Source organism: Xenorhabdus sp. SGI240 (genome assembly GCF_040081915.1).
GTDB lineage: Bacteria > Pseudomonadota > Gammaproteobacteria > Enterobacterales > Enterobacteriaceae > Xenorhabdus > Xenorhabdus bakwenae.
Genome location: NZ_JBEBMB010000072.1, coordinates 26,289 through 53,158 on the forward strand (window position 1 = coordinate 26,289; position 26,870 = coordinate 53,158).

The window sequence follows — 26,870 nt, forward strand, 5'->3', positions numbered from 1 at the left end:
GTGGTTCCACTCCTCGTGGAGCCACTTTTCAATCAATCATCTAACAGGCAATGTTTGCGGCAAACTCAGTTAAAATTAGGTTGACCATTGGATGCATTTACCCCGCCATCTATCGGCAAGTTCACCCCATTAATGAAACTGGCATCTTCGCTGGCCAAAAATGCAATGGCTGCTGCCACTTCAGAAGGTTGGCCCGCCCTTTTTAACGGAATACGACTATCGAAATGCGCAAGGGTTTCATCATCAAAGCGGGCAACCATCGGAGTCAATACCAGGCTCGGGCAAACCGCATTGACACGGACCCCTTGTGAACCATGATCCAGCGCCATCGCACGGGTTAAATTCACGACAGCACCTTTTGCTGCACAATAGTGAGCGCCGCCCCAATCGCCCCCCAAGCCAGATACCGAGGCATTATTGACAATACATCCTTTGCTTTTCAGCAAATGAGGCAAAGCAGAATAGCTACAATTGAGTACACCATTGAGATTCGTAGCCAGTACTGCATTACCGTCTTCTTGTGAAGTACTCAATAAATCACCAACCACATATAACCCGGCGTTGTTCACCAGAATATCTATCCGGCCAAAATGCCTGACTGTTTCATCAACCATATTTTTAGCCGATTCCCGGTCCGCGACATCTGTCTGAATCACTAACGCTTTGCTCGAAGGCAATTCGCTCAGTACACGATTAAGCTTCTCTGTATCCCGCCCAGCTAACACCACAATAGCTCCCTCTTGTGAGAAACGCTTTGCTGTAGCCTCACCAATACCACTACCTGCACCAGTAATAATGACAACTTTATCCTCAAATCGAATCATTTTATTACCCTCATTGATATATTTTCAAAGCTTACCGTGTAATATCAAACACCAGAGTCTTCCCTCAATAAACTTATATTCATTAGTTAATCACAATATAAAATATTACTTATTTAATATTAAATATAATGTACTTATTTATATTCGATAAACTTCAAGTTGCAATCCGCAAAACAACGCGAGGCCTTATATTTCCCCGAGCAGCGGGGAAATATAACACGCATCTTGAAGTTGGATTGGTATAGTATATTCTGTTTAGGCTACGGGTTATCGCATTATTTTAGATATTCACCACGACGAAGGGCTTCAATACGCTTATCCAACGGCGGATGAGATAAGAACAACTCACTGAAGCTCTTAGCTTTGCCATTAATACAGAATGCCATCATTCTCCCCTCTTCCTGAGGTTCATAACTGGTCTTAAGACGTTGCAATGCAGCAATCATCTTTTCGCGGCCAACCAATTTCGCTGATCCTGCATCCGCATGGAATTCACGATAACGGGAGAACCACATGGTAATAATACTGGCTAAAATACCAAATACGATCTCCAATACCATGGAAATCACCATGTAGACGATTGGATTACCATTACTGCTGCTTTCACTTTCATCATCGCTGCTGGAAAGGAAACTCGCAGCAGCCTGTGCAATGATACGTGAAATAAAGATAACGAATGTATTCACGATACCCTGCAACAATGTCATCGTCACCATATCACCATTAGCGATATGACTAATTTCATGTGCAATGACGGCTTCGGCTTCGTCACGGCTCATATTGTTCAGTAGCCCTGTACTAACAGCAACCAGAGAAGCATTACGGCGTGCCCCTGTAGCAAATGCGTTAATATCCAGGGCATCATAGATAGCCACTTGTGGCATCGTGATTCCAACCTGATCCGCCTGACGACGAACAGTTTCCATCAACCAGGCTTCAGTTTCATCGGACGGTTTTTCAATAACCTGACCACCAACAGAACGTAAAGCCATCCACTTCGACATTAACAAAGAAATGAATGCACCACCAAAACCAAACAAACCAGCCATAATCATGAGACCAGCAACACTGCTCCGCTGAACTCCTGTAAGTGAAAGTATTATTCCAAACACCACCATGACAGCAAGGTTTGTGAGAAGGAACAAGGCAATTCTCATCATATAAATTTGCTTCCTTTAATTATCAAACAGTTCAACTAAGCGTTAAGCCATAAGATGGGGATTAACCCCATATTATTCAAGTTTTTTAAGATGTTAAGCGATGTAAACAACATAACTTTACAATATGATAAAAAAAGGCCGGCTAACAAGCCGACCTTTTATCTATAACGAATTTTAAAACTATCTCGTTACAGCCATTTCAGCAGGCTGATGCACCAAATCCAGGGCAATTTTTACAGATTCATCTAAGTAAGGATCAGGCCCTTTATAATCTTTTGGTAAATCCTCAAGCGATTTGAGCGGTTTTTTACCTGCTCGTTTAAAGCGTTCATTAAGACGATTCAATTTGTTTGTTTCGTATTCCTTGTTTTCTTTCTCTCTTTGAGCATAGTTCAAGGAGTAAACGCCCTTACGTTCTTTCATGGCTTTATAGTAAGCAATATCCTGTCTGATATATTTAAACTCAGGATCATTAGCAATCCGTTGATTATACAGCTTAGTCAGTAGCGGGGTTAACTCTGAAATCACTTTCAAGGAAGTATAATGCGCAGGCTGAATGCTGTCCCAAGGTAACGCATTATCCTCTTGACTTTCCCCTATTTCAGACGGTTCTTCTCCTGTCGGCATAATGATATCAGGCGTTACCCCTTTAAGCTGGGTGCTACCCCCATTTATCCGGTAGAATTTCTGGATAGTGTATTGCACAGAGCCAATTTCAGGCCACTCAGGCCGTAACATTTGATCATAAATACGATTCAAAGGGCGATATTGCTGAACTGTACCTTTACCGAAAGAAGGATCTCCCACAATTAATCCACGGCCATAATCCTGCATCGCAGCCGCAAAAATTTCAGATGCAGAAGCACTTCTGTTGTCAATCAGAACGACCAGAGGCCCTTTATAATATCTTGCCTCATCTGTATCTGCCTCCACTTTGACTCTACCGGTATTGTCCCGGATCTGGACAACGGGACCCGTGGGAATAAATAAGCCAGATAACGATACAGCTTCTGTTAGCGCTCCACCACCATTGCCGCGCAAATCAATAACAACCGAAGCAACCCCCTGTTTAGTGAGTTTTTGCAACTGCACTTTTACATCGTTAGTCAAGCCGACATAGAAACTGGGTATATCCAGAACACCAACCTTCTCTTTCCCTACCGTTTTCACCGACATCTTGACAGCATTATCTTCAAGGCGGATATTCTCGCGGGTTAAGGTAACAATGTGGTTTTTTGCCCCTTTTGTACTCGGCGTGATTTCAAGGCGGACTTTACTCCCCTTCGGCCCTTTAATAAGCGCAACAACATCTTCCAAACGCCATCCAACAACATCGACAATTGGCTTGCCTACTTGCCCAACACCAATGATTTTATCTCCAACTTTCAATAAATTGCTTTTGGCAGCCGGACCGCCTGCAAGTAATGAACGAATGGCAATATACTCATCATCATATTGTAAAACAGCACCGATACCCTCAAGAGATAAGCTCATCTCTGAATTAAACTGTTCTGTATCACGAGGAGAGAGATAACTGGTATGCGGATCTATTTCACGGGCAAAAGCCATCATAATGCTTTGAAAAACATCCTCACTCTTGGTTTGTGTAAGGCGTTTTAATAACGTCCGATAGCGCTTAGTCAGGGTTTCTTTAATTTCTTTATCGTCTTTTTTGCCGGATAACTTGAGATTTATCCAATCAAATTTGATTTTGGCATCCCAAAGCCTGTCCAACTCTTCAACACTCTTTGGCCATGGTGCTTTGATACGGTCGGTTTCAATGGTGTCATGACCATTTAAGTCAACGGGTCGTTCTAAACGGGAGAGCACATATTGATAACGTTCAAAGCGGCGTTTCTGCATCAGATTAAATAGATCATAAGGAAGCTTTAGATCGCCATTTTCAAGCTCTTTTCCTAATCCTCCCTTTTGAGACGCGAAGGGGGCAATATCAGATGCCAAAAAAACATTGTGTCCATAATCCAGTTGATTCAGGTAACGATCAAAAATTTTTCCTGAAAAATCTGCATCCAGATAAAACTGGCGATAATGAGAACGGAGGAAGCGGGAAACAATCCGCTTACTTACTGTGGGATGCTGTGGTTCCGGTTTTAAATCTGGCAGTTGGCTCAGGCTGATAACAGCCGTATTGTGACCGTTAATGACATTGTCATTAATCGTATCTGCATAACCTATACTAGAAAATGATAGACCTAAAACGAAAGCCAATGTAATGAGTTTGTTCATGCCCAAGTTGGCCTCCGTATCAGAACTTTAAGTGTTCTGCGCGTACAATCATTGCTAAACCAGTAGGTAACTGCACTCTGACACCATCTTTTGCAATTTCAAGCACAGATGCATCCATTAAGCTTTTTCCTACGTTTACTTTGATAGTCTGGCCGACTTTCAAAGCGGATACGTCAGTGACTGAGTTTAACTCAGATTGTGCCATTTTTTTTATGGTTTTATCTGCTGGTTTACGCGATTGTGGCGGGTGGTTTTGCGAACGCACCGGACGTTTTTCACCATCACCTGATCTCTTTTGATGACGAGGAGCCGGCTTTTTATTCACAGGGCGTTCATTTTTCTTGTCAGATACGTTTTCAGTTTCACGTTTCTTGGCACGCTGTTCAGATCGTTGAGCCTGTACCCGTGCTTTCGCTTCTGCCAGTTGCTGACGCGCATGTTCAATATGTTCAATTTCCAGCGCTCCACACATGTTTCCGTCAAGGTCAACACGCTGGGCTCCTTCTTTTACACCATAGAGATAACGCCAACTGGAGGTATACAAGCGCAAAGCAGAACGGAGCTGTGTTTTACTCAAACACTCCTCGTCCTGAATACGTTCAACGATGTCCTGGAAGATCCCAATCTTCAAAGGACGTGCTTCACCTTCTGCTACAAAGCAAAGCGGGAAGCGCTCAGCCAAGAAAGCAATGACTTCTTTACTACTGTTCAACTTAGGTTGATTTTCCATGAAATTTCCTGATTACAACGGTTTTGCCAACCAGCGCAGGCATGAACAGGCGACATTATAATAGCGTTGCTGATAAATGCCACGTTATACGTATGTTAAGTTACGTTCTGTTGTAGATATTTTGACATAACACATTGTTCCAAATGGTTACAAAGCCTGATAACCAGCGCTTTCAAGCCATTTTCATCATTCTCGTCAAACCGATCAAAAACCGTGCTATCAATATCCAAAACGCCAATAATTTGTCCATTGATTTCTAAAGGAAGTACAATTTCAGCATTACTGGTGGCATCGCAGGCTATATGACCAGGGAAAGCATGTACATCAGAAATACGCTGTATACGCTTATTTGCAACAGCCGTTCCGCATACACCTTTTCCTACAGGAATACGAACGCAAGCGATCTTACCCTGAAATGGCCCTAAAACCAGAGTATCATCATCAACTAAATAAAAACCAACCCAATTAACATTATCCAAACGTTCGTATAACAATGCGCTTGTGTTAGCAAGAGAAGCGATAAGATCGTACTCCCCTGATAGCAGTGCCATCAGACTATCTGCTAGCTCTTGATAAAATTCATTCTTATTCATAAACTCCTACGCAATAGACAATTTTTAACAAAATAGAAATAATGATTTCACATAAAATTTTTACCATATTTAACAGACTATTTCTAAGCATAATCTGCCCCTATGATTTAAATTTTCGTTCAGAATACTGTCTCTCTTCCTGAATTTAAATTTTCTTTAATTATTTTTACCCATATTCACTTATAAAATCTAGGGAGATATCACAGCTTATTTAAAAACTAGCGTGTTTTGTTACGTAAGCACAAGCAAAAAAAAGGCCGAGTTCACTCCTCAACTCGACCCAGGGAAAAATAGCTCTATCAAAGAGCCTTGCGCTAAAAGTTGCCATTGAGACGTAGAACAACTTACGATTTAAAGCGTAGTTTACATACAATGATTTACCAAATTTCAACCATTATCGGTTGGATGGATGGATGGTCACATAAAGCCAATGCCGCTTTCTGGAATGGCACAACACTCATTTTTTGATTGGGATGTTCGGGGTCATTTAAGAGGATTGTCTCTAATGATGATGCAATCACTTTATTGGCTTGCATAAGTTGTGTTGCTCGATCATTCAACGGATACTGCATCAATGTGCCGGGATTTATCACAAACAACGCGCCATCTCCTCGACAATCAAGCATAACCTCTTCGCGAGTAAATGCCCACTGTTTGCCAAACTGTAGCTTGCTAATGGTTTTTATTGGTGCAGCCACTCCCTGAAAAGAGAGAAGCAAAAGAGGCAAAGCCCAAAATAGTCGTTTCATTATCTTTCCCCTGATAGATACATGCCGTGATTTTATCGCTAATTTTCCTGTTGATATAGCCAGATTTACACCAATCATTTAAGAATCACGCGGGCGGTTGCGTTGCAAAAATCGCTACGCATAACAATGCGGTTGTACCCAGAATAATTTCCAGCCAACTATTGATTATCAATTGCTGATAGCTCCTTTTCTGCTTTAACTTGGGAACTAAAATATAGCGGTTAATCAAAGCCAAAAGTACCATTCCAATAACCAGCACTATTTTTAACCATAACATGGATTGGTATTCAGACAGAACTCGACTGAAGACAGGCCAGTCTGGAATGAGGATCACACTACTCACAATTCCTGTCACAATCACCAGAAACACGGCAACATGCCCATAAAGAGAGAATTTCCTCATGGCTGTTACGCTCTCTGCATACAGAATAGTCACATTGGGAAATAAGCTTGTTTCTGCTGGCTGCCGTAATCGCAAGCATTGCAGACACACTAAGAATGGCCACAATCCACCAAACCAGTAACCTGCACTGAGTAAATGGATAACCTGATTGGCTTGAAATAATAGCCCTATGCTTCCTTCATACATCGCTGCATGTCCAATGAAAGCATGGCTGGAGAGTAAAATAATCGAGCAACCTAACAACAGGAAATTTCTGACTTTAATATCGGAAAGGAACAATCCACCAACAGCAAGTACAGCTATCAATAACTGCCATCGCCATACTTGCCCAAAAGAGGTTCCCAAGACAGCCAGCCAAATATCCAGAGCATAAACATCGTGCCAGCCATCCCCCATTAATCCAGCCTGTACAATAAACCAGATGATTGAGGTTAGCAAAGCCAGCACGGTGCTGATTAAAACTCCAACGTTTAACCATTCTCTCATTAGGATCGAGAAATGCCCAGAAACAAGCATTACGGTGAATAAGCTAAGGCCGAACATCAACATGACGACCACAAAATGAGAGAAACGGCAGAATATGTATAGCGCCTCTAGAGAGATCATTATTTTACGGTAAAGCTATAAACGCCTTTTGTTTTATGACCATCGACAGAGAGTACACTCCAGTCAACACTGTATTTTCCCGCCGTAAGTTTGCCTTCAACCGGCAGGATTAACTTGGTTTTGGTTTCAGGATCGAGTTCCAACTTACCTGTTTTAACTACGTTTTTTTCTGGGCCAATCAATTTTACCTTACTGAATCCAAGTTCAATACGTTCTGAGAAGTTCAAGGTGATAATTTGTGGGACAGCTTCAACCGTTGTATTTTCTGCGGGAGTCTGATCTTTCAAATGTGCATGAGCCAAAGCCTGCTGACAAGACATACCGACAAACAGAACCACAAGAGTCGATAATTTGGTCCAGAATGAACGGATGTTAAGAATAAACATATAGATAACCCTTTAATATGTTGATGAATTTTTTATGCCTGAAGGGAGATTCTATATCAAAAAATCTGTTTAATCTGCGGTAAATGACGGGGAATGTCCTGACCTGTGAGACACTACGCAAAAATGGGAATAAAAGAGGGTGGGCCGTAACCCCGGTTTCACAATGCATGAAAAAATACGCAAAGAAACGGGAGTTACGATGGAAAAACAGATCAAGTTGAAAGACGAAGGCGATATCAGGCGTGTGCCGGTGCCATAGACAATCCCTTAAGATCTTTATCCAGTAAGAACAAGGCTTTTCCCGTTTCACCCACCATATCCAGTTTGTCCAGAATAGATTTGAACAGTTTTTCTTCTTCGTGCTGTTCAGCCACATACCACTGCAAGAAATTAAAAGTGGAATAGTCTTGTGTCGTCATCGCTACATGGGCAAGTTTATTGATCTCTTCTGTGATCAATTTTTCATGCTCATAAGTCTGATTGAATACATCGGAGATAGATTTAAATTCAACAGGCGGTGCCTGAATAGCGCCTAAAACAGGCATTGAACCCGTGTCGCCCAAATAATCAAACAAGCGTTGCATATGTTGCATTTCTTCCTGTGAATGCGTCTTTAAAAACGCTGCTGCGCCTTCATATCCCTTATCACTGCACCATGCACTCATTTGCAGGTATAAATTCGCAGAATAAAATTCCAGATTTAATTGCTCATTTAATTTTTTGATCATTTCTTTTTTTAACATCGGACAACCCTCCTAATAATTCATTAAACCTGGCGTATTATGCCAATTAAAATCACATAATACAAAAACAAAATAAAAATACATAACAATATGATAAATAAATATTTATTTATAAAAACCAACAGAAATAAATCTCATTAAATATGAGAAAATAAGAATCAATTTTATTTAATTAAATTTTTATTCAAAAAAACATTTTTAATAAAAATGAGAATTGATATTATTTATATTTATACCAATCCAACTTCAAGATGTGTGTTATATTTCCCCGCACAGCGGGAAAATATAAGATCCCGCGTCGTCTTGCGGATTGCACCTTGACGTTTATCGCGTATATCAGGTGAATTTTTGCCCTTTTTTAAACAACTTGCTAAACAAAAAAGAGTCTATTAATTTTCTGTTATGTTAGATAAATTAAAAATGCGTTTTCAGAGAGGCCAAAATGGAACATAACTTAGCCAAATTATCTAAAGATGAGATGAATAAGGTCAATGTTGATTTAGCCGCATCCGGTGTTGCTTTTAAAGAACGTTATAACATGCCTGTCATTCCTGACACGGTTGAACAATCACAACCAGCACATCTGCGGAAATATTTCCAACAACGCTTACAGCACTACCGCCAGCAATCAAGATTACTGTCGCGCCTGCCTTATGAGCCTAAAAGCCGTTAACGGAATAATAAGAAAGGATAACCACCACTTTGCGGGTGGTTATCTTAACTATTTTCGGTAAATCTATTTTCCAACAAACTTATCAGTCGCCTTAATGAGTTGGTGTAAAATACCGGCTTCATCAAAAGAGTGACCCGCACCTTCCACAAGGTTCAATTCAGCTTCCGGCCACGCTTTTGCCAAATCCCACGCATTCTGTACCTGACATGCCATATCATAGCGGCCATGGATAATCACCGCTGGGATATGTCTGATCACATCAATATGATCCAGTAATTGCTGGGTTTCGTCCATAAAACCATTATTGATAAAGTAATGGTTTTCAATGCGTGCAAATGCCAAAGCAAAATTATCGTCTGCAAAAGTAGCTGAACTTGCAGAAGGCAGCAACGTTACCGTTTCGCCTTCCCAGAGACTCCATAAACGTGCTGCTTCCAACTGTACTTGCACATCTTCATTGGTCAGCCGTTTGTTATAGGCAGCGATGACATCTTTACGCTCTTCTTCCGACAGGATAGATAATGTACGCTCCCATTTTTCTGGGAAAAAATGAGAAGCACCTTCTTGATAATACCAATGCAATTCCTGTGGGCGAAGCAGGAAAATCCCTCTTAGCACTAATTCTGACACGCTATTCGGGTGTTTCTCAGCATAGGCTAAAGCCAGCGTCGATCCCCATGAACCCCCAAAAACCAGCCACTGCTCAACGCCCATAAGATTACGCAGCCGTTCAAGATCGGCTATCAAATGCCATGTGGTATTATTTTCCAGACTCGCATAGGGCTTAGAACGTCCACAGCCACGCTGATCAAATAACATAATGTGATAGCGTTCGGGATCGAATAACTGACGATGATAGTTTGCTATCCCACCACCAGGCCCACCATGAATGAATACTGCGGGCTTACCTTTTGGGTTGCCACACAATTCCCAATAAACCTGGTGTCCATCACCTGTATCCAGATACCCTGTTTGATACGCGTTATAAGCGGGATAGAGTTTCCGTTGTTCCGTCATAAAGCCCTCTCACTGTTCAAACAAAACGGGATACTTTCTCAGTATCCCGTACATATTTAAAGAAAAGATAGCGCGACAAATTATTTACTATAATTGATAGTCTCTTTTTGACAATCAATGATGACATTGTAGCTTTTATCTTTTTTCGTGCCCCGGACGACCAGAGGAACCTGCAATGCGTCCTTATCACCAGTAATATCATTGACATTTACCCACGCAATCAGTTTTGCAGTGCCTAATTGCTTTCTGTCTTCATCCCAGTGATTAATACGATTTTGTAAAAAATCTTGTTTAACCTGTGCCGCCACTTGATCTTTGGTTAAATTTTTACAAGAAATAAACTTCGCCACACGCTCATTATCAGCAGCGGTTGCAGTAAATGAAACAGAAAACAGGACACCGACACTCAATAAACCAATACGACGAATGAATTGACTTGACTTCATGTTACCTCCTATTACCACCCAAATAGTATGGATTAAAAGTTGCGGTAAATTAACATGTAATAGAAAGTAATTATGTGAGTTTTGTTAAAAATGCGTTGCGATTAGTTTTCACCGTCTTCAAATAAAACATGGATCTGCTCATGGTGCTGGTGCTTTTCGCGCAATTTCCGAGCAACAATAGCAATGGCTTCTCCGCTGCTCATTCCTTCGGAAATAAGCTGATGGATCCTTTCTACGGCAGCTTGCTGCTCTTCATGGGATAATGCTGGCATACCTGAAAACATCGTTATAACCTCAAACAAAACATAACAGTTAATGGCAAGCGGCGATTATAGCCTGTTTTACCTCAAGTCAGGAGCAAGATTGTATGATAATCTCCGCAGATTAATATGTTATTCCTTGTGGATTGCTAAACACCAATATTGATTCCGTCATGAAAATTGCATTACAAAAACGACAATTGCCGTATTCTCCTGATCTCGCCATTCACTATTTTGCGCCCCTTTCTGCATTACCCTGGGCCATGCTGTTACATTCTGGCGCTGCCGAACATCCACATAATCGATTTGATATTATCGTCGCCGAACCAGTGACAACGCTTGTCACTCAAAGAGCCTCTACCGAAATTAATCGTCATGGTCAGGTTTCTCTTTCCAAAGAAGATCCCTTTCAGCTATTGAAAGACCATCTTCACGCCTGTGGTATTGATACTCAATTTGATCCAGACCTCCCTTTTCAAGGAGGCGCATTAGGGATATGGGGATACGATCTCGGACGACGTATCGAAACGCTACCTGAATTAGCTGCCAATGAACTGAGCTTTCCTGATATGGCTGTGGGTATCTACGATTGGGGCTTAATTATTGATCATCAGCTACAGAAAGCGACGTTACTGAGCTACCACAATATTGACCAACGGCTGACATGGTTAGAGTCTCTGCGAGAAAACAGGAAAGACGTTTTTTCCCTGACAAGTCCGTGGCAATCCAATATGACAGAGCAGCAATACCACGAAAAAATTGCTCATATCCATCGCTACCTACGAGAAGGGGATTGCTATCAAGTCAATTTATCACAACGGTTCCAGGCTGATTACAAGGGAGATGAATGGCAGGCATTTAGCCAGCTCAATGAAAGTAATCAAGCGCCTTTTTCTGCCTTTATTCGCTTGCCTGAGCACTGCATCATCAGCGTTTCACCTGAACGTTTTATTCTTTTGAAAGACCATCGCATTCAGACACGCCCAATAAAGGGAACGCTGCCCCGATTGCAAGATCCCGCAGAGGATCAATGGCAAGCAGAGAAATTAGCAAACTCACGCAAAGATCGTGCGGAAAACCTGATGATTGTTGATTTGTTGAGAAATGACATTGGGCGGGTTGCTATTCCAGGTTCGGTCAAAGTCCCTGAATTATTTGTTGTTGAACCTTTTCCAGCCGTACACCATCTGGTCAGCACTATCACTGCAACCTTGCCCGATACATATCATGCCACAGATTTACTGCGTGCCTGTTTTCCCGGTGGATCAATTACGGGTGCCCCTAAAATTCGGGCCATGGAAATCATTGAAGAGTTGGAACCACATCGCAGACACGGATATTGTGGCGCTGTTGGCTATATTAGTTTCTGCGGTACAATGGACAGCAATATTACTATTCGTACCTTATTGACAGAAAAAGGAAAAATTTACTGTTGGGCCGGTGGTGGTATCGTTGCAGATAGCATTGCTGAAAAAGAGTATCAGGAAACATTTGATAAACTCGGACGGATCTTACCTCAATTAGGGAAACTCTCTCTATCATGACATCGCTCTCTGACTTCATTCATCGGTTTCAATTGCAGCTTCCTGCACGACCAACACATTCAGCCAGCAACTCGCGCAATGCGGCAGTATTATTACCGATTATATGTAAGCCAGAACCCACGCTGTTATTCACTCAACGCTCTGCAAGCCTCCGCTCCCATGCCGGGCAAATTGCTTTTCCCGGCGGAGCGGCAGATCCTGAAGACATATCCCTGATTGCCACCGCCCTGCGTGAGGCAGAAGAAGAAGTCAGCCTACCGCAAGATAAGGTACAAATACTGGGGCAATTAGCCCCCCTGGATAGCATTGGCGGTTATCGTGTCACTCCGGTAATTGGGCTTATTTCCGAACCTATCTCTTTTCGAACCAACCCAGCAGAAGTAGCAAGCATTTTTGAAATCCCACTGTTTGATGCTCTTTCTCTTCCCCATTACCGGTATCTGGATATAAAACGCCGTAATCAACAACGCCGAGTCTATTTTTATTGGCACCAAGAGCATATGATTTGGGGATTAACCGCAGCCATTATTTATCACTTAGCACAGCAAGTGCAAAAAACGTTCTGAATTGGGCGCAAAACACCACAAAACTGTGCATTACTTATCCATAATCATATCAATTGCTATTATAATTAAAAAAAAACTGTAAACTCCTTTATCAACACTATCAAATAACAGTAAAGTAGCGCGCTTTATATAAATAACTATATCTCTTTCTTCTTTAAAGGAGTCTGGCGTGATTAGCGTTTTCGACATGTTTAAGGTGGGTATTGGCCCATCCAGCTCTCATACTGTTGGTCCTATGAAAGCAGGCAAACAATTTGTCGATGATCTTGTAAACCAAGGGGTAATGTCCTCTATCACGCGTGTAGCTGTTGATGTATACGGCTCACTTTCATTAACCGGGAAAGGTCACCATACGGATATCGCTATCATCATGGGCCTGGCAGGTAATATGCCCGCAACTGTTGATATTGATTCAATTCCAGGTTTTATTCGTGATGTTGAGCAAACTGAACGTTTGCCACTGGCAAATGGTTTACACGAAGTCGATTTTCCTCGCAATGGCGGTATGAACTTCCGTAGCGATAACTTATCACTGCACGAAAACGGCATGCAAATTCATGCATTCGCTGGTGATGAAAAAGTTTACAGCAAAACCTACTACTCTATCGGTGGTGGTTTTATTGTTGATGAAGAACATTTTGGCAAGCCATCCCAAGATTCCAAACCTGTTTCTTATCCTTATAGCTCTGCGGCAGAACTGCTGATGAACTGTAATAAAACCGGCTTGTCTGTTTCTGGCTTGATGATGAAAAATGAATTGGATTTACACAGCAAAGAAGAAATTGCTGAGTATTTCGCCGATATCTGGGCAACGATGCAAGCTTGTATTGAGCGTGGCCTGAATACAGAAGGCATTTTACCAGGCCCCTTGCGGGTTCCTCGCCGTGCCGCCGCATTGCAGCGTATGCTGACATCATCAAACAAATTGTCGAATGACCCAATGAATGTTGTTGATTTAATCAATATGTTTGCATTGGCCGTCAATGAAGAAAATGCGGCGGGTGGCCGGGTTGTGACAGCGCCAACTAATGGCGCGTGTGGTATTGTCCCGGCTGTTTTGGCCTATTACAACCATTGCATTGAACCTGTAACGGCGGAACTGTACACCCGCTATTTTCTGGCTGCCGGTGCAATCGGTATCTTATATAAGATGAATGCTTCTATTTCTGGTGCCGAAGTTGGCTGCCAGGGTGAAGTTGGGGTTGCTTGTTCTATGGCCGCAGCCGGCATTGCAGAATTACTGGGTGCAAGCCCTGAGCAGGTTTGTATCGCAGCAGAAATTGGCATGGAACATAACCTCGGCCTGACCTGTGACCCTGTCGCAGGCCAGGTGCAAGTGCCTTGTATTGAACGTAATGCGATTGCTTCCGTTAAAGCAATCAATGCTGCCCGTATGGCACTTCGCCGTACCAGTGAACCACGTGTTTCTCTCGATAAAGTGATTGAGACCATGTATGAAACCGGCAAAGATATGAACGCAAAATACCGTGAAACTTCACGCGGTGGTTTGGCGATAAAAGTTCAATGTGACTAGTCGTAAGATATCGTTCATTTATTTTACAATAAGCGATATTTATGCCTGTTTTTTCTACCATTGAATGGTAACTGAAAAAATATCCCTGCCATTCGGCAGGGATATTTTTTTGGCTGAAACGAATTACTAAAGTATATTTTTTTCTATTTTCGCCAAAAACATCACAATTTTTTTATAATAAATTTAAGAAAATGTTACCGGGAACGGATTTAAACACTAAATTATAATGAATGACCGGAGTTTAACGACAAACAAAGATAATTTATCAGAATAAAATATTGTTTTAGCCTGTCAAAATAGTCTATCTTAATTTTTCTGACTGATAGCAATTTTCTTGAAGCCTGCAAATGATATTCTAACTATATATTTACTTATGTAACAAAATATAAAACCATGACAGTTTTATGTTCACGACTATCCTATTGATTGATAGGAAGTTAAATACATTAGAAATATTGAGTATGAGCGTGCAGTAGTCTGAGTTCAATTGTTATAGAAAGGGGAAAACAAGTGAGTATAGCCATTATGATTGGCACACACGGAGCCGCGGCGGAACAACTGCTTCGTACCACAGAGATGTTGATTGGGGAACAGGAAAATGTTTCTTATATCGACTTTGTGCCCGGTGAAAATGCTGATACGTTATTCGAAAAATACAACCAAAAACTGGCATCGCTTGATACAGAACAAGGCGTACTGTTTTTCGTCGATACCTGGGGTGGCAGTCCATTCAATGCTGCAAACCGTATTGTGATTGATAAAGACAACTATGAAATCGTTACTGGTGTCAATGTTCCGATGTTGGTTGAAGCTTTCATGTGTCGTGACGATGATCCAACGATGGAAGAGCTGGTTGCTGTTGCATTGGAAACCGGCAAAGAAGGGATCCGAGCCTTTAAAGCAAAACAAGATGAAGAGCCTGCCAAACCTGAACCCGTAAAACCCACTGCACCGGTTTCAGCCATTTCAGCTTCATCACCCCCTGCCGGCGGCCATATGAAGATTGCCCTTGCACGTATTGATGATCGCCTTATCCACGGCCAGGTTGCTACCCGTTGGACGAAGGAAACTAACGTCAAGCGTATCATTGTCGTCAGTGATGAAGTTGCCCAGGATACTGTTCGTTCTACCTTGTTGAAACAAGTTGCACCTCCCGGCGTCAGCGCACATGTCATAGACGTTGCTAAGTGTGTTCGGGTTTACAACAACCCCAAATATGCTAACGAACGCGTCATGTTGCTCTTCACCAATCCAACAGATGTTCTGCGTATTGTCGAAGGTGGCGTCGCTATCGAATCCATAAACATCGGTGGCATGGCTTTCCGCCAAGGAAAAACCCAAATCAACAACGCGATTTCCGTTGATAAGACTGACATTGAATCTTTTGAAAAACTGAACTCTCGGGGCATAGAACTTGAAGCGCGTAAAGTTGCCAGCGATACCCGTTTGAACATGATGGATCTACTGAAAAAAGTTTAACAATAAAAAACAGATGTCATTTTACTCACCATTACTTAATAACAAAATTCTTACCAAATTACATTTGGTTACAGGAGAAAAACAATGGAAATTACCGTTGTTCAACTTGTGTTGATATTCATCGTTGCCTGTATCGCAGGTATGGAGTCAATTCTTGATGAATTTCAATTCCACCGTCCATTAGTTGCTTGTACATTAATCGGCTTAGTGCTCGGCGATATGAAAACCGGTATTATCATCGGCGGTACACTGGAAATGATTGCCCTTGGCTGGATGAATATCGGTGCAGCAATCGCCCCCGATGCAGCATTGGCTTCCATCATTTCAACCATCCTGGTTATCGCCGGTGGACAAGATGTCGGTGCCGGTATCGCACTGGCTATTCCACTGGCAGCAGCAGGCCAGGTTCTGACTATCATCGTCCGTACCTTAACTGTGGGTTTCCAGCACGCAGCCGACAAAGCAGCAGAAAACGGTAATCTTCGTGCCATTAGCGTCATTCACGTTTCAGCTTTACTGCTCCAGGCGATGCGGATCGCTATCCCGGCCCTGATTGTTGCGGTATCAGTAGGAACTTCCGAAGTTCAGCATATGTTGAATTCCATTCCACAAGTGGTCACCAGCGGCCTGAATATCGCCGGGGGTATGATCGTGGTTGTCGGTTATGCCATGGTGATTAACATGATGCGCGCAGGTTATCTGATGCCGTTCTTCTACCTTGGTTTCGTCACGGCGGCCTTCACTAACTTCAACCTTGTGGCACTAGGTGTGATTGGTATTGTTATGGCCATCCTGTATATCCAGATTAGTCCAAAATACAATCAATCACAGGCAACCGCCCCGGCTGGCAATACCCCAAACGACCTTGATAACGAATTAGATTAAGAGGATAAACAACATGTCAGAGGCAACAAATATGGGTCAGAAAAAGCTGACACAGAGCGATATTCGTGGTGTATTCCTCCGTTCTAACCTATTTCAAGGGTCGTGGAACTTTGAACGTATGCAGGCAATCGGTTTCTGCTTTTCAATGATACCTGCCATTCGTCGTCTGTACCCGGAGAATACCGAAGAAAGGAAGCAAGCTCTCAAACGACATATGGAATTTTTTAATACCCATCCTTATGTTGCGGCACCTATCCTTGGTGTCACTATGGCAATGGAAGAGCAACGGGCCAATGGGGCTGACATTGATGACGGGGCTATCAACGGTATCAAAGTGGGGTTAATGGGTCCTTTAGCGGGTGTCGGTGATCCCATTTTCTGGGGCACTGTTCGTCCGGTATTCGCTGCTCTGGGTGCAGGTATTGCCATGAGTGGCAGTCTGTTAGGCCCTATTCTGTTTTTCTTCCTGTTTAATTTAGTGCGATTACTTACCCGTTACTTGGGGGTCGCTTATGGCTACAAAAAAGGATTGGATATCGTTAAAGATATGGGGGGTGGCTTCTTGCAGAAAATGACCGAAGGCGCGTCAATTCTCGGCTTGTTTGTCATGGGCGCCCTCGTCAATAAATGGACCAAAGTGAATATTCCGCTCGTAGTTTCTGAAGTGCCTGATCCCATCACGGGTGAGATGAAAGTGACTACAGTTCAAACCATCCTTGACCAGTTAATGCCTGGCTTAATGCCCTTGTTGTTAACATTTGGCTGTATGTGGCTACTGCGGAAGAAAGTCAATCCGTTATGGATTATCATCGGCTTTTTCGTGCTGGGGATCGTCGGTTTCCGTTTTGGTTTCCTCGGCTAGGTCTGATATTCCTGCATGGCTTGAATATTCGGGGGAGGTTTACCTCCCCTTTTCTTTGTTAAGACAATAAATTAAATAGGGATTAAAAATGAGTTTGAATGATATTGTTCTGATCGTTTTAATTGTATTCATGCTCGCTTTTGCGATTTATGATGAATTTATTATCAATCAGCTCAAAGGAAAAACGCTGTTAAATATCAAACTCAAAAGAAAGCAACGAATTGATGCGCTGATATTTATCATTTTGATTGCTATTATTATTTACAATAATGTCACATTACATGGCAGTCAGTTCACGACTTACTTGTTAACATTTATCATCCTGGTGACATTATATTTAGGTTATATTCGCTCACCAAAATTAATATTCAAAAAACAGGGTTTTTATTATGCCAACCGTTTCTTTTCTTATGAAAGCATTAACGCAATGAATTTATCTGAAGACGGCATTCTTATGATGGATTTAGAGCAAAACAAAATATATGTATCCGTCACAAAGCTGGATGACTTAGAAAAAATTTATCAATTTCTGGTTAACAACAGATGATTGCACTTGGCAGATTCGACTAAATAAGATCAATAATTCATATTAGTCTTATTTCCCTCCCAAAACAGATATAGATAACGATAAGCATTATCATTTTCATATTTAAAATTATGGCAAAATATTTTTTGCCTTTTATTCTTAATATGATATTGTCCGTCGCAGTCATTGGGGAGTAGCCTGTTCCAGAAAATTTCTGGAAAATTCGTATCAACATGCTCGTTTAAAATAAAACGTGGTACGAATACCTAAAGAACCTAATAACGTCCAGGTTTTTATATTCCCGTTATATTTCAAGTGACAATTAACAAAGTCGCAGCTTGAAAGATACGGGAATAAATCGGTTGGCAAGACCATAGACACATAACAGCGCCGTTGGTTGGGGGTGTGTTGTGTGTGTATGGAATCACCCAGCCGAGGCTATTTTGATGAATCTCTATGCAACACTTATTCTCGCGCTTGCCCTGTCTATGGATGCTTTTGCCGCTGCTGTAAGCAAAGGTGCCGCCCTTCACCGACCTCATTTTAGCGAAGCTATTCGCACAGGTATCATCTTTGGTTTGGTTGAAGCCTGTACGCCTTTAATTGGTTGGTCATTGGGCTTGTATGCCAGCCAATATATTATGGAATGGGATCATTGGATTGCCTTTTTCTTGCTCCTGATCCTTGGCTGCCGCATGATAATTGATAGCTTCAAACGTGAACCTGAAACTTCTTATCAAGCTACACCTCAACGCCATAGTTCAGCGGCATTGGTTCTCACTGCCATCGCAACCAGTCTGGATGCGATGGCAATTGGTGTCGGCCTTGCCTTCTTACAAGTTGATATTCTCCACACAGCCATGACAATTGGCCTGATGACTATGATTATGGCCACATTAGGCATGTTAATTGGTCGTTATATTGGCCCGCTATTGGGTAAAAAAGCCGAGTTGGTTGGGGGATTGATCTTAATTGCCATTGGCTTCAATATATTATTCGAGCATCTTAAATTATTTTGGTATGTGGACTAACACTATTATTTAACGTTTTTTACGTTGTAGTTTTATTAACTCAATTTACTCCGGGATATATAGTTCGTTATATTCCGGAGAGTTGTTCCCTTGTCATCATACTTCTATGGTTTATAAGATGACAGCAATTATCTTATTATCAAATACGTCGATATACTTTTAACGTAAAATCGGCTTCACAATTAAGCTGTTCTCTTGCTATTAAATGCCTTTTAACTTCGTCTGATGCCCGCCAGGCAAAAGGCGTCATCTGCAATAAATTATGCGCTTGTTCACCATTTAATGACATTGTATAGGCCAGTGTTTCAGTTGAAATTAATTCAAACTCTTCCCATTGTTCCTGATTTTCAGGATGTAAATGCACTTCCTGATAAATAAGCGCTTTCAATTGATACAAGTGACGAGGCCCTGGCGTTACCGTCAGAACAATACCACCCGTTTTCACCACTCGAGCCAATTCTGTTGCCTTGCAAGGGGCGTAGATCCGCAAAATACCATCCAATGAATGGTCTGCAAATGGCAGTCGATGGCTAGATGCTACGCAGAAATTAACATCAGGGTAACGCCTGGCACCATAACGAACGGCGATTTTCGCCACATCTAATCCATACACCGCCAGTTTCCGGTGAGGATTCAACTGTTCCTGAACTGCGGCGGTGTAATAACCTTCGCCACAACCAATATCCAGCAAAGTTTCAGCACGTTCTGGTAAATATTCCCCAAGTAACTCCACCGTTTTTTGTTGCAGAGCCTGATAATGACCTGAATGCAAAAACGCCCTTCTCGCCTGCATCATCTCCACACTATCCCCAGGTTCTTTTGAGCGTTTATGCTGAACGGGCAGTAAATTGACGTACCCTTCTTTTGCACAATCAAACTGGTGATTGTTTTCACAACGCCATTGGTGGTTTGCAAACAATAAGGATGAGTGACATAAAGGACATTGATAAGACATAACATTTCAACGAATAGGAAAAATCAGGGGCATACTATACTCGATAAACTTCAAGTTGCAATCCGCAAGACGACGCGATGCCTTATATTTCCCCGCTGCGCGGGGGAAAGTAGAAGAAAAAGAGTATGTTTCAGGAAAATATGACTGCGAATTCCGGGATATTTTTCATTAAATTAACTTAACCATCAATCCTGCATCCTCTGGCTAGAAAACTGGGCTTGCAGGAATGGCAATAGTAACAAACCTATCATTACTGCACAGACAGAAATGGTAATAAATAACCCGGTCCAATGGTAATACTTCAAAATAATCGCAGAAGGGTAACCGGCAAGTGCAGCGCCCGTATAAGCAAAGAGTCCAACAAACCCCGTTGCCGCCCCCGCAGAATCTTTATGAGAACATTCCGCAGCCGCCATACCAATTAATAATTGTGGACCAAAAACGAAAAAACCAATCGTGAAAAAGCCAATTGACTGAAAAATCAAATCAGTCACCGGCATCAACCATAAAGCCGCCACCGATAAGAAAATACCCATCGCAAATAGCAAGTTCATCGGCCCACGATTACCGCCAAACACTTTATCTGATCCCCAGCCCGCCACCAGTGAGCCTGTAAATCCCCCCACTTCAAACAGTGACAATACCGCATTTGCACTCACTAAATCATAATGATGATATTCTGTCAGATAGAGGTTTCCCCAATCGTTAATCACCGTACGGACGAGATAGACCAACACGTAACTCAGTGAAAGCAACCAAATATATTTATTGCAAAAAACATAGGTTTTCAGTATTTCTTTGGGGGTTAGCTCTTGTCCTTGATTTTCCTGTATCTTTTCTAAATGATCATTACGAAATTGACCAACGGTTGGTAATCCCATTGTTGCAGGCTTATCACGTAGCCGCCAACATAAAAATATCCCAGCCAAAATACCTAAACAGCCCGGCACAATAAATCCTTCTCGCCAGCTAAAATGTAATGTTAAGAAACTGACAAACAACGCAACCAAAGCACTCCCTATATGGTGTGATGTATTCCATATAGACCACCAAAAACCACGCTCTGAGCGAGAATACCAACTGGTGAGCAGTTTGGCACAGGGCGGCGAACCCCAACCCTGAAACCACGCATTTAATAGCCACAAAAAGGTAAACATCACAATCGAGCTGGACAGACCAAAAAAGATATTGATGATCCCGGTGGCAATTAACCCGCCCCCCATGAAATAACGCGGATTGGAGCGATCAGAGATAATACCGGAAAGAAATTTGGAACAACCATAAGTGATATAAAACAACGTGCCAATAAGACCGATTTCCCCCTTATCAAGGCCGAGATCGGTTATCATGGCAGGCATCGCATAATTGAAACTTTTACGGGTAAAGTAGAATAGCGCATAGCCCACATAAAGACTCAGCATGATATGCAACCGCCAGTAGCGATACTGTTGCCGGATTTCTTCATCAGATAACTGTTTGTCATGTACCGACTTGGATTGAGAAGAAGCTGTCATGACCGTATCTTAAAGTTTAGGCAGGATGATAGACAAATCCGTCCCCGAAGGAGTCGAATCACCTTGTCGTTTTCCACTGTGAATTGAGAACGTCCCACCCAGCGCCTGCACACGCTCCCGCATACCACGCAAGCCAAACCCTTTCATATGATCTTCAAATTTACAGCCAATACCATTATCCCTGATCAATAAGTGGATCATTCCGCTGATGGAAAAATGTAATTCAATACAATCCGCTTGAGCATATTTCACGGCATTATTCAGTGCTTCCTGACAAAGGCGATATAACGTAATTTGGGTGGTGTCACTGAGTTGCGCAATAGTCATAGCTGAATCCGTTTCCCAATAAACTGCTACCAATATGCCATGGGATTCAAATTCCATATCCCGCAATAATTGCTCAATCGCCTCTTTCAAACCGAGGTCATCAAGAATTTTAGGCCGTAACCGGCTAAGTAACCCTTTAGTTGTATCATAAACATTGAGGGATAACGATTCGATAGTTTTCGCACAATTAGCACTAATCGGTGCGACTTCTACCCGCTGAATAATATTGGCCTGCGTACGAATAGCCGTAATATTCTGACCAATTTCATCATGCAGTTCACGTGCAATTTCCCGCCTTACCGACTCTTCTGCTTTCACCAATTGGCGGGACAAACTGTGATTACAATGAAGTTGACGCTTTAACTGTGCATTAAGGTCACGCTGACGCTGCACCGCCATTCCCAGCATGATCCCCGTTAACGTTTGAGCCAACAGTGATAACAAGAGATCCGTGATCTCGATATGCGAAACACCATTATTCGAAACACCATTACGCGCGGCAATCAAAGCAATGCTGTTTAGCAAAGTACCGATAACTGCGCCTTGCCAGCCGTAGCGAAAAGCCAGCAAGATAATAGGGATCGCTAGGCAAAACGGAGCAAAATAACGCAACTCATTCGGAAGACCAACTTGAATAAAAATATTTATTATAAACAATGAACTATAAAGAATAATCTGTTTCAGATGAAACTGAATACGATGTGATACAAGATTAGCAGTCAGGGGAAGCCAAATATTTTGGAACAGGTAATGCCATACTAAGTAACACAAAGGGACTAACATGACACCCCCGGTTAAACTCACCAAAAATGCAATACTTAAAGCAGAATTATGATTACTGATCGCCGCGACATTAATCATGGAAGTTGCCAGAATGATACCAGCCATAACAGCAAATCGCTGCCATTGACTGCCACAATAATAGCGACTGACAAACCAAACAAGAGGAAAACTGGCCATGCTGGCAGTTAATACCGTCAGCCATTGTAGCTGCCCCATGAGGAGCGTCAAACAGATGGTAAGCCCCCATTCTGCGCCGTAAATAGTCGTCCAATAACGCTTGGGGGTATGGAGAGTAATGCCGAGACGCAAAGCAAAAGGAAAAAACAGAATAGCCAGTTCAGAGTCATTGACAAAATAGTAAGCGATGACCCATAAGCAGAACCACCAACAAGAAAACAGTAACCAGCCGCAAAATGAATTAATCAGATATTGACGCATTTAAAGATCATTAGTGGCAAAATAATTCGCCAAACCCACGTTATTCGTTACCCCTAATTTACTCATCGCATTGGCTCGATGAACATGTACGGTTTTATGGCTTAATCCTAATTCAGCCGCGACGGCTTTAACATCCATACCACTCGCCAACATTTCACCAACTTGCCGTTCCCGTTTAGTCAGGTATTCCAATGAAGACGGATTGCTTTTTGATGACGTTAAATTAAGGACAATATCCGGTGTCAGATAACAACCATTATTGGCGGTAGTCCGCACCGCTTGAATCAGTTCATCCGGGCTGCAACGTTTACTGAGATAACCACGCGCACCCGCTTTCAAGGCCTTCTCTACCATTGTGGCAGAATCATGCACACTCAGCATAATACAGGTAATGCCTGAGGGAAGATCTTTCAGTAGTGAAAGTCCACTTTCATCTTTCATTGAAATATCAAGAATACAAACTGTTGCACCCGATCCCGGTAATCCTTGCCTGGCTTCAGCACATGAACTGAATTCCCCCACGATTTCAATATCAGGCTCTAAATTCAACAATTGAGCAAATCCTGAACGAACAACAACATGATCATCTACTAATGCGACTTTAATCATCATCATTTATTACCGAATTAAGCATCGGATTAAACTACTCTTATTGATATCGCTTCGCAACAGTACGTCATCGATAGAAAATAGGGGATATTAGGGCAAAAAGTGATGAAAAGATGCTACTGCGGTTATACAGCAGCATCAGTAAGTTTTTAATACAGCTTAATGTGCTTTCTTCGCTTTTCGAATCTTTTTCTCTTCCGCAATAGCCACGAAAGCAAGCAAGGTAAGGCATGCGAAGGCTGAGGTATCCAGAGCAACAAATGTCCCTTTCCAACCCGTTAAACCAAAGACAGGTACACCATCAGCAATCATTCCCAAACCGAGCTTGGCAAAACTGTCACCGATTAAATAAGCAAACGTTCCTTTAACACCATCAGCCACACTGATCGCCTTTTTCGGTACAAACCCTACAGCAGCCACACCAATCAACAACTGTGGGCCAAATACCAGAAAACCAAGCACAAACAGGGAACTCAAATACATGTATTCACTGGTTGCATGTTGATAGAATTCAAGGCAGACAATAATCAACCCTAACGAGACACAGGCAACCAGGGCACGACGGCCATTCGCCAAATCTGACAAATACCCCCACATTAAGGTACCTACCAGCGCCCCTATTTCGAACATGGTAAAACCCGTGATGGCCGTTTCTTTTGATTGCCCCAATTCCTGATAGGCATACACGGTTGACCATTGGTCAATACCAATACGCACGATGTAAAGGAAGATATTGGCAAAACAGAGTAGCCAAATGACTTTATTTTTTAAGACATATTCAACAAAGATCTCACGTTTGGTCATTTGGTTTTTTTCTGCCGCGATATCTTCTTCGCTGACAGATTCATCAAATAACTCTTCTACCTTACCCAAACCATAACTTTCTGGAGAATCGCTACCATAACGCAATCCAATGAAACCAATGATCAGGGCGATAATAGAAGGGAAAATAAACATCCCTATTACATGACCATCAAAGAAATAATTGGCACCAAAGAGGGCAACCCCAGCCGCAGCGGCGCCACCAACATTATGTGACATATTCCACAAACCCAGATAGGTTCCACGCTTGTTACGGGGAGTCCATTTCGTAATAGTGGAATAGCTGGCAGGCCCTCCTATACTTTGGAAAAAGCCACTCAACGCATAAAATGCCATCATCAGGAAAATGCTGATGCCGGAATTTCCCATACTCATGCTAAACCCTAACATGGCAATGCCAGATAGGATCAACATAAATGGCAGGAATTGTTTGGTATTTTTACCATCGGCATAATAAGCAACAACGGTTTTACCAATCCCATAAGTAATAGAAAAACCTAACCCTATCAACCCAAGCTGTGTCATCGACAGACCATAAGTCGAGATCATATCATTTTGGGCTATGTTAAAGTTTTTACGTACCAAATACATAGCCATATAGCCAATAAAAACCACCAAATACGACTGCATAAAGGGTTTGAACCACATTTTACGGCGTACTTCCACTGGCAGATCCAGTGTTGGTTTACGAATTTGTTCTAAAATTTTAAGCATTTGAAATCCTTAAATAACCACGAGAAAAAGCGCCTTTTGAAGCAGGTGAAAATAAAAAAGGCAAATTGCAAGAAAGCAAAAGTTTTCGTAGTTATAGTTTTCGTAAATATAGTTTCGCAGATATAGTTATTATCCGGTCAGTTTAGAAAACTAAAGGCAGGTTGGCTTGAGCTATGGTCTTAGTTTAACTAAGAATATTTCCTATTTTTGCCTTATTCGAGCATAAAGCGTGAAAGAAATCACACTCTTTGCTCAGTACAGGGAGAAATAAGGGCTATTTTTTGGTGTTTGATGTCCAACGATATTTAGGCCAGTAAAAACTGAACAAGATCATCAACATTGTTAACGGCCAGCCACGAGTAAAAAAGCCCTGAAATCAGGGCGTTAATTAGAAAATCATGATGATTTGGTGAGACTTGGGGAAGCTTTAAATCATTCCACTCAATTGTTTATATTTGATTTATTACTTTAATTTTAAAGAAAATAAAAAAAACATCAAATTTGATATACCGTCAATAATACCGTCACCAGAAAGAAGTGCTTCACCAGGGTAAATCTATGGTCGATGATTATTATATACCAAAACAGCTCGTTCACCCCTCCCCCTGCCCCACATTCCACACCGAATCCGCCGGCATCTGGACACGGACATCTAAGCGACAACCTTCGGGAATGTCACAGGGTTCGGCATCGGCGTAGTAGACTTTTTCACCATCCGCGATGTCTTTTATCCGCCTGTTCTGGAACCGTTCAGGTAAATGGGTATGCTGACGGTGGAATGTGCGAATGATGATGCCGCCGCATTTTTTCACTGTGTCATCAATGTAGATGAGTTCCAGCCCGTTGTTGTTCTTCGGCGAGGAGATACCGCCGTGGACACCCCATGCTCCGTCAGCGTTATAACCCAATACGCCGGAGATTTGATAATGACCGGTGCCGAGTTTAGTGACCGTGGCCCCTTCGGATTCGTCGTTGGTGATGAATGTGCCATCGGGGTAGATTTGGATGATAGGAGAAGATGTTCTGAGGTAGCCGCTACCATCTTTCCATGCATTTTTATCAGTCCACAAATAGCTCACTTTTGTAGACCCACCACCATCACTACCGTGTACGACTGCAACACCCTGGTTATAACTCGCAACGAAGCCAGCCCATGTATCTCCCGCTCTTGTTACATAACCACATGACCATTTGTAACCTATTTCCCCGTCATATGATCCAAAACGGAATGCATGCCCACCATTCGATAATGACTTAATCCATGATGTGAACTCGGTAAGACGTCCCGGATCAATTGGTTTATATCGAATAAAGCCAGAGCCATTAGTTTCAACCCATTTTTCAGTTGCAATGTTTAAGTTTTTCACAAACTCCGCTTTGTTGGGGATATCTGCGCCGTTCTGGTTCTTATCCAGCTTCCCCGCCATCGTCGTCTGCAACGCCC

26 protein-coding genes, 1 pseudogene and 1 riboswitch are annotated in these 26,870 nt (G+C 42.2%); of the genes and pseudogenes, 9 read left to right on the forward strand and 18 right to left on the reverse strand.

What is annotated here, in order from left to right; translation table 11 throughout:
- Window positions 1-65 precede the first annotated feature (65 nt).
- The 9 genes from ABLA76_RS14585 to ftnA all read right to left on the reverse strand — a co-directional run bounded on the left by ABLA76_RS14585 (window position 66) and on the right by ftnA (window position 8,441).
- The gene (locus ABLA76_RS14585) at window positions 66-824 is read right to left on the reverse strand and encodes an SDR family oxidoreductase (protein WP_348988472.1); all 759 of its coding nucleotides are present in this window, start codon (window positions 822-824) and stop codon (window positions 66-68) included.
- Between the two features lie 275 nt (window positions 825-1,099).
- Window positions 1,100-1,984 carry a protease HtpX gene (gene htpX, locus ABLA76_RS14590; RefSeq protein ID WP_047767911.1) on the reverse strand — a complete coding sequence of 295 codons (885 nt, stop codon included), beginning with the start codon at window positions 1,982-1,984 and terminating at the stop codon, window positions 1,100-1,102.
- A 180-nt stretch (window positions 1,985-2,164) separates the two neighbouring features.
- Window positions 2,165-4,231 (reverse strand): carboxy terminal-processing peptidase, encoded by a 2,067-nt coding sequence (gene prc / locus ABLA76_RS14595; RefSeq protein WP_348988473.1) that lies wholly within the window; start codon window positions 4,229-4,231, stop codon window positions 2,165-2,167.
- A gap of 19 nt (window positions 4,232-4,250) precedes the next feature.
- Window positions 4,251-4,961, reverse strand: coding sequence for an RNA chaperone ProQ (gene proQ, locus ABLA76_RS14600; RefSeq protein WP_285810451.1), 711 nt, complete (start codon window positions 4,959-4,961; stop codon window positions 4,251-4,253).
- Window positions 4,962-5,056: 95 nt separating this feature from the next.
- Window positions 5,057-5,554, reverse strand: a complete 498-nt coding sequence (locus tag ABLA76_RS14605) for a GAF domain-containing protein (RefSeq protein ID WP_047767917.1) — start codon at window positions 5,552-5,554, stop codon at window positions 5,057-5,059.
- Window positions 5,555-5,931: 377 nt separating this feature from the next.
- Window positions 5,932-6,303: a YebY family protein gene (locus ABLA76_RS14610; RefSeq protein ID WP_348988474.1), complete on the reverse strand. Its 372-nt coding sequence runs from the start codon at window positions 6,301-6,303 to the stop codon at window positions 5,932-5,934.
- A gap of 85 nt (window positions 6,304-6,388) precedes the next feature.
- Window positions 6,389-7,312, reverse strand: a complete 924-nt coding sequence (gene copD / locus ABLA76_RS14615) for a copper homeostasis membrane protein CopD (protein ID WP_348988475.1) — start codon at window positions 7,310-7,312, stop codon at window positions 6,389-6,391.
- A complete protein-coding gene (gene copC / locus ABLA76_RS14620) occupies window positions 7,312-7,698 on the reverse strand; it encodes a copper homeostasis periplasmic binding protein CopC (protein ID WP_348988476.1) in 387 nt (128 codons plus the stop codon). Before copC ends, copD begins: the two co-directional genes overlap by 1 nt.
- Before the next feature lie 236 nt (window positions 7,699-7,934).
- Window positions 7,935-8,441, reverse strand: coding sequence for a non-heme ferritin (gene ftnA, locus ABLA76_RS14625; protein WP_348988477.1), 507 nt, complete (start codon window positions 8,439-8,441; stop codon window positions 7,935-7,937).
- A 442-nt stretch (window positions 8,442-8,883) separates the two neighbouring features.
- On the opposite strand from ftnA, the gene ABLA76_RS14630 reads away from it, so the two are divergent.
- Window positions 8,884-9,114, forward strand: coding sequence for a DNA polymerase III subunit theta (locus ABLA76_RS14630; RefSeq protein WP_348988478.1), 231 nt, complete (start codon window positions 8,884-8,886; stop codon window positions 9,112-9,114).
- A gap of 63 nt (window positions 9,115-9,177) precedes the next feature.
- Here the strand turns inward: ABLA76_RS14630 and pip are convergent, their stop codons facing one another.
- The 3 genes from pip to ABLA76_RS14645 form a co-directional block, all read right to left on the reverse strand.
- Window positions 9,178-10,131, reverse strand: coding sequence for a prolyl aminopeptidase (gene pip / locus ABLA76_RS14635; protein WP_348988479.1), 954 nt, complete (start codon window positions 10,129-10,131; stop codon window positions 9,178-9,180).
- A gap of 80 nt (window positions 10,132-10,211) precedes the next feature.
- Window positions 10,212-10,577, reverse strand: a complete 366-nt coding sequence (gene yebF, locus ABLA76_RS14640; RefSeq protein WP_348988480.1) for a protein YebF — start codon at window positions 10,575-10,577, stop codon at window positions 10,212-10,214.
- Window positions 10,578-10,678: 101 nt separating this feature from the next.
- On the reverse strand, window positions 10,679-10,861 hold the full coding sequence (locus tag ABLA76_RS14645) for a YoaH family protein (RefSeq protein ID WP_348988481.1): 183 nt from the start codon (window positions 10,859-10,861) through the stop codon (window positions 10,679-10,681).
- A 149-nt stretch (window positions 10,862-11,010) separates the two neighbouring features.
- Between ABLA76_RS14645 and pabB the strand changes: the two genes are divergently transcribed.
- From pabB to mntP, 8 genes are all read left to right on the forward strand, one after another.
- Window positions 11,011-12,381, forward strand: a complete 1,371-nt coding sequence (pabB, locus tag ABLA76_RS14650) for an aminodeoxychorismate synthase component 1 (protein WP_348988482.1) — start codon at window positions 11,011-11,013, stop codon at window positions 12,379-12,381.
- The gene (locus tag ABLA76_RS14655; RefSeq protein ID WP_348988483.1) at window positions 12,378-12,947 is read left to right on the forward strand and encodes a CoA pyrophosphatase; all 570 of its coding nucleotides are present in this window, start codon (window positions 12,378-12,380) and stop codon (window positions 12,945-12,947) included. Before pabB ends, ABLA76_RS14655 begins: the two co-directional genes overlap by 4 nt.
- Before the next feature lie 169 nt (window positions 12,948-13,116).
- Complete coding sequence (locus tag ABLA76_RS14660) at window positions 13,117-14,481, forward strand: L-serine ammonia-lyase (protein WP_047767941.1); 1,365 nt, start codon at window positions 13,117-13,119, stop codon at window positions 14,479-14,481.
- Window positions 14,482-14,991: 510 nt separating this feature from the next.
- Window positions 14,992-15,960 carry a PTS mannose transporter subunit IIAB gene (gene manX, locus ABLA76_RS14665; protein ID WP_348988484.1) on the forward strand — a complete coding sequence of 323 codons (969 nt, stop codon included), beginning with the start codon at window positions 14,992-14,994 and terminating at the stop codon, window positions 15,958-15,960.
- An 84-nt stretch (window positions 15,961-16,044) separates the two neighbouring features.
- The gene (locus tag ABLA76_RS14670; protein WP_348988485.1) at window positions 16,045-16,845 is read left to right on the forward strand and encodes a PTS mannose/fructose/sorbose transporter subunit IIC; all 801 of its coding nucleotides are present in this window, start codon (window positions 16,045-16,047) and stop codon (window positions 16,843-16,845) included.
- 13 nt (window positions 16,846-16,858) lie between these two features.
- Window positions 16,859-17,707 carry a PTS mannose transporter subunit IID gene (locus ABLA76_RS14675; protein ID WP_348988486.1) on the forward strand — a complete coding sequence of 283 codons (849 nt, stop codon included), beginning with the start codon at window positions 16,859-16,861 and terminating at the stop codon, window positions 17,705-17,707.
- An 88-nt stretch (window positions 17,708-17,795) separates the two neighbouring features.
- Entirely contained in the window at window positions 17,796-18,254 is a 459-nt protein-coding gene (locus ABLA76_RS14680; RefSeq protein ID WP_047767949.1) for a DUF986 family protein, read from the forward strand.
- Between the two features lie 153 nt (window positions 18,255-18,407).
- Window positions 18,408-18,550, forward strand: a riboswitch (yybP-ykoY riboswitch).
- Between the two features lie 129 nt (window positions 18,551-18,679).
- Window positions 18,680-19,264: a manganese efflux pump MntP gene (gene mntP, locus ABLA76_RS14685; protein WP_152669775.1), complete on the forward strand. Its 585-nt coding sequence runs from the start codon at window positions 18,680-18,682 to the stop codon at window positions 19,262-19,264.
- 139 nt (window positions 19,265-19,403) lie between these two features.
- Here the strand turns inward: mntP and rlmA are convergent, their stop codons facing one another.
- The 6 genes and pseudogenes from rlmA to ABLA76_RS14715 form a co-directional block, all read right to left on the reverse strand.
- Window positions 19,404-20,219 (reverse strand): 23S rRNA (guanine(745)-N(1))-methyltransferase, encoded by an 816-nt coding sequence (rlmA, locus tag ABLA76_RS14690; protein ID WP_348988487.1) that lies wholly within the window; start codon window positions 20,217-20,219, stop codon window positions 19,404-19,406.
- A 185-nt stretch (window positions 20,220-20,404) separates the two neighbouring features.
- Window positions 20,405-21,733 (reverse strand): MFS transporter, encoded by a 1,329-nt coding sequence (locus tag ABLA76_RS14695; RefSeq protein ID WP_348988488.1) that lies wholly within the window; start codon window positions 21,731-21,733, stop codon window positions 20,405-20,407.
- A 9-nt stretch (window positions 21,734-21,742) separates the two neighbouring features.
- Window positions 21,743-23,281 carry a signal transduction histidine-protein kinase/phosphatase UhpB gene (uhpB, locus tag ABLA76_RS14700; protein WP_348988489.1) on the reverse strand — a complete coding sequence of 513 codons (1,539 nt, stop codon included), beginning with the start codon at window positions 23,279-23,281 and terminating at the stop codon, window positions 21,743-21,745.
- Window positions 23,282-23,890 carry a transcriptional regulator UhpA gene (gene uhpA, locus ABLA76_RS14705; protein WP_285811624.1) on the reverse strand — a complete coding sequence of 203 codons (609 nt, stop codon included), beginning with the start codon at window positions 23,888-23,890 and terminating at the stop codon, window positions 23,282-23,284.
- 159 nt (window positions 23,891-24,049) lie between these two features.
- A complete protein-coding gene (uhpT, locus tag ABLA76_RS14710) occupies window positions 24,050-25,426 on the reverse strand; it encodes a hexose-6-phosphate:phosphate antiporter (protein WP_047767958.1) in 1,377 nt (458 codons plus the stop codon).
- 593 nt (window positions 25,427-26,019) lie between these two features.
- Window positions 26,020-26,870, reverse strand: a pseudogene (locus tag ABLA76_RS14715) (hypothetical protein); the annotation flags it as partial.

Bases quoted from the DNA above. Each gene is read 5' to 3' on its own strand.
- ABLA76_RS14585 (WP_348988472.1), bottom strand. From the start codon at position 824: ATGATTCGATTTGAGGATAAAGTTGTCATTATTACTGGTGCAGGTAGT.
- htpX (WP_047767911.1), bottom strand. From the start codon at position 1,984: ATGATGAGAATTGCCTTGTTCCTTCTCACAAACCTTGCTGTCATGGTG.
- prc (WP_348988473.1), bottom strand. From the start codon at position 4,231: ATGAACAAACTCATTACATTGGCTTTCGTTTTAGGTCTATCATTTTCT.
- proQ (WP_285810451.1), bottom strand. From the start codon at position 4,961: ATGGAAAATCAACCTAAGTTGAACAGTAGTAAAGAAGTCATTGCTTTC.
- ABLA76_RS14605 (WP_047767917.1), bottom strand. From the start codon at position 5,554: ATGAATAAGAATGAATTTTATCAAGAGCTAGCAGATAGTCTGATGGCA.
- ABLA76_RS14610 (WP_348988474.1), bottom strand. From the start codon at position 6,303: ATGAAACGACTATTTTGGGCTTTGCCTCTTTTGCTTCTCTCTTTTCAG.
- copD (WP_348988475.1), bottom strand. From the start codon at position 7,312: ATGATCTCTCTAGAGGCGCTATACATATTCTGCCGTTTCTCTCATTTT.
- copC (WP_348988476.1), bottom strand. From the start codon at position 7,698: ATGTTTATTCTTAACATCCGTTCATTCTGGACCAAATTATCGACTCTT.
- ftnA (WP_348988477.1), bottom strand. From the start codon at position 8,441: ATGTTAAAAAAAGAAATGATCAAAAAATTAAATGAGCAATTAAATCTG.
- ABLA76_RS14630 (WP_348988478.1), top strand. From the start codon at position 8,884: ATGGAACATAACTTAGCCAAATTATCTAAAGATGAGATGAATAAGGTC.
- pip (WP_348988479.1), bottom strand. From the start codon at position 10,131: ATGACGGAACAACGGAAACTCTATCCCGCTTATAACGCGTATCAAACA.
- yebF (WP_348988480.1), bottom strand. From the start codon at position 10,577: ATGAAGTCAAGTCAATTCATTCGTCGTATTGGTTTATTGAGTGTCGGT.
- ABLA76_RS14645 (WP_348988481.1), bottom strand. From the start codon at position 10,861: ATGTTTTCAGGTATGCCAGCATTATCCCATGAAGAGCAGCAAGCTGCC.
- pabB (WP_348988482.1), top strand. From the start codon at position 11,011: ATGAAAATTGCATTACAAAAACGACAATTGCCGTATTCTCCTGATCTC.
- ABLA76_RS14655 (WP_348988483.1), top strand. From the start codon at position 12,378: ATGACATCGCTCTCTGACTTCATTCATCGGTTTCAATTGCAGCTTCCT.
- ABLA76_RS14670 (WP_348988485.1), top strand. From the start codon at position 16,045: ATGGAAATTACCGTTGTTCAACTTGTGTTGATATTCATCGTTGCCTGT.
- ABLA76_RS14675 (WP_348988486.1), top strand. From the start codon at position 16,859: ATGTCAGAGGCAACAAATATGGGTCAGAAAAAGCTGACACAGAGCGAT.
- ABLA76_RS14680 (WP_047767949.1), top strand. From the start codon at position 17,796: ATGAGTTTGAATGATATTGTTCTGATCGTTTTAATTGTATTCATGCTC.
- mntP (WP_152669775.1), top strand. From the start codon at position 18,680: ATGAATCTCTATGCAACACTTATTCTCGCGCTTGCCCTGTCTATGGAT.
- rlmA (WP_348988487.1), bottom strand. From the start codon at position 20,219: ATGTCTTATCAATGTCCTTTATGTCACTCATCCTTATTGTTTGCAAAC.
- ABLA76_RS14695 (WP_348988488.1), bottom strand. From the start codon at position 21,733: ATGACAGCTTCTTCTCAATCCAAGTCGGTACATGACAAACAGTTATCT.
- uhpB (WP_348988489.1), bottom strand. From the start codon at position 23,281: ATGCGTCAATATCTGATTAATTCATTTTGCGGCTGGTTACTGTTTTCT.
- uhpA (WP_285811624.1), bottom strand. From the start codon at position 23,890: ATGATTAAAGTCGCATTAGTAGATGATCATGTTGTTGTTCGTTCAGGA.
- uhpT (WP_047767958.1), bottom strand. From the start codon at position 25,426: ATGCTTAAAATTTTAGAACAAATTCGTAAACCAACACTGGATCTGCCA.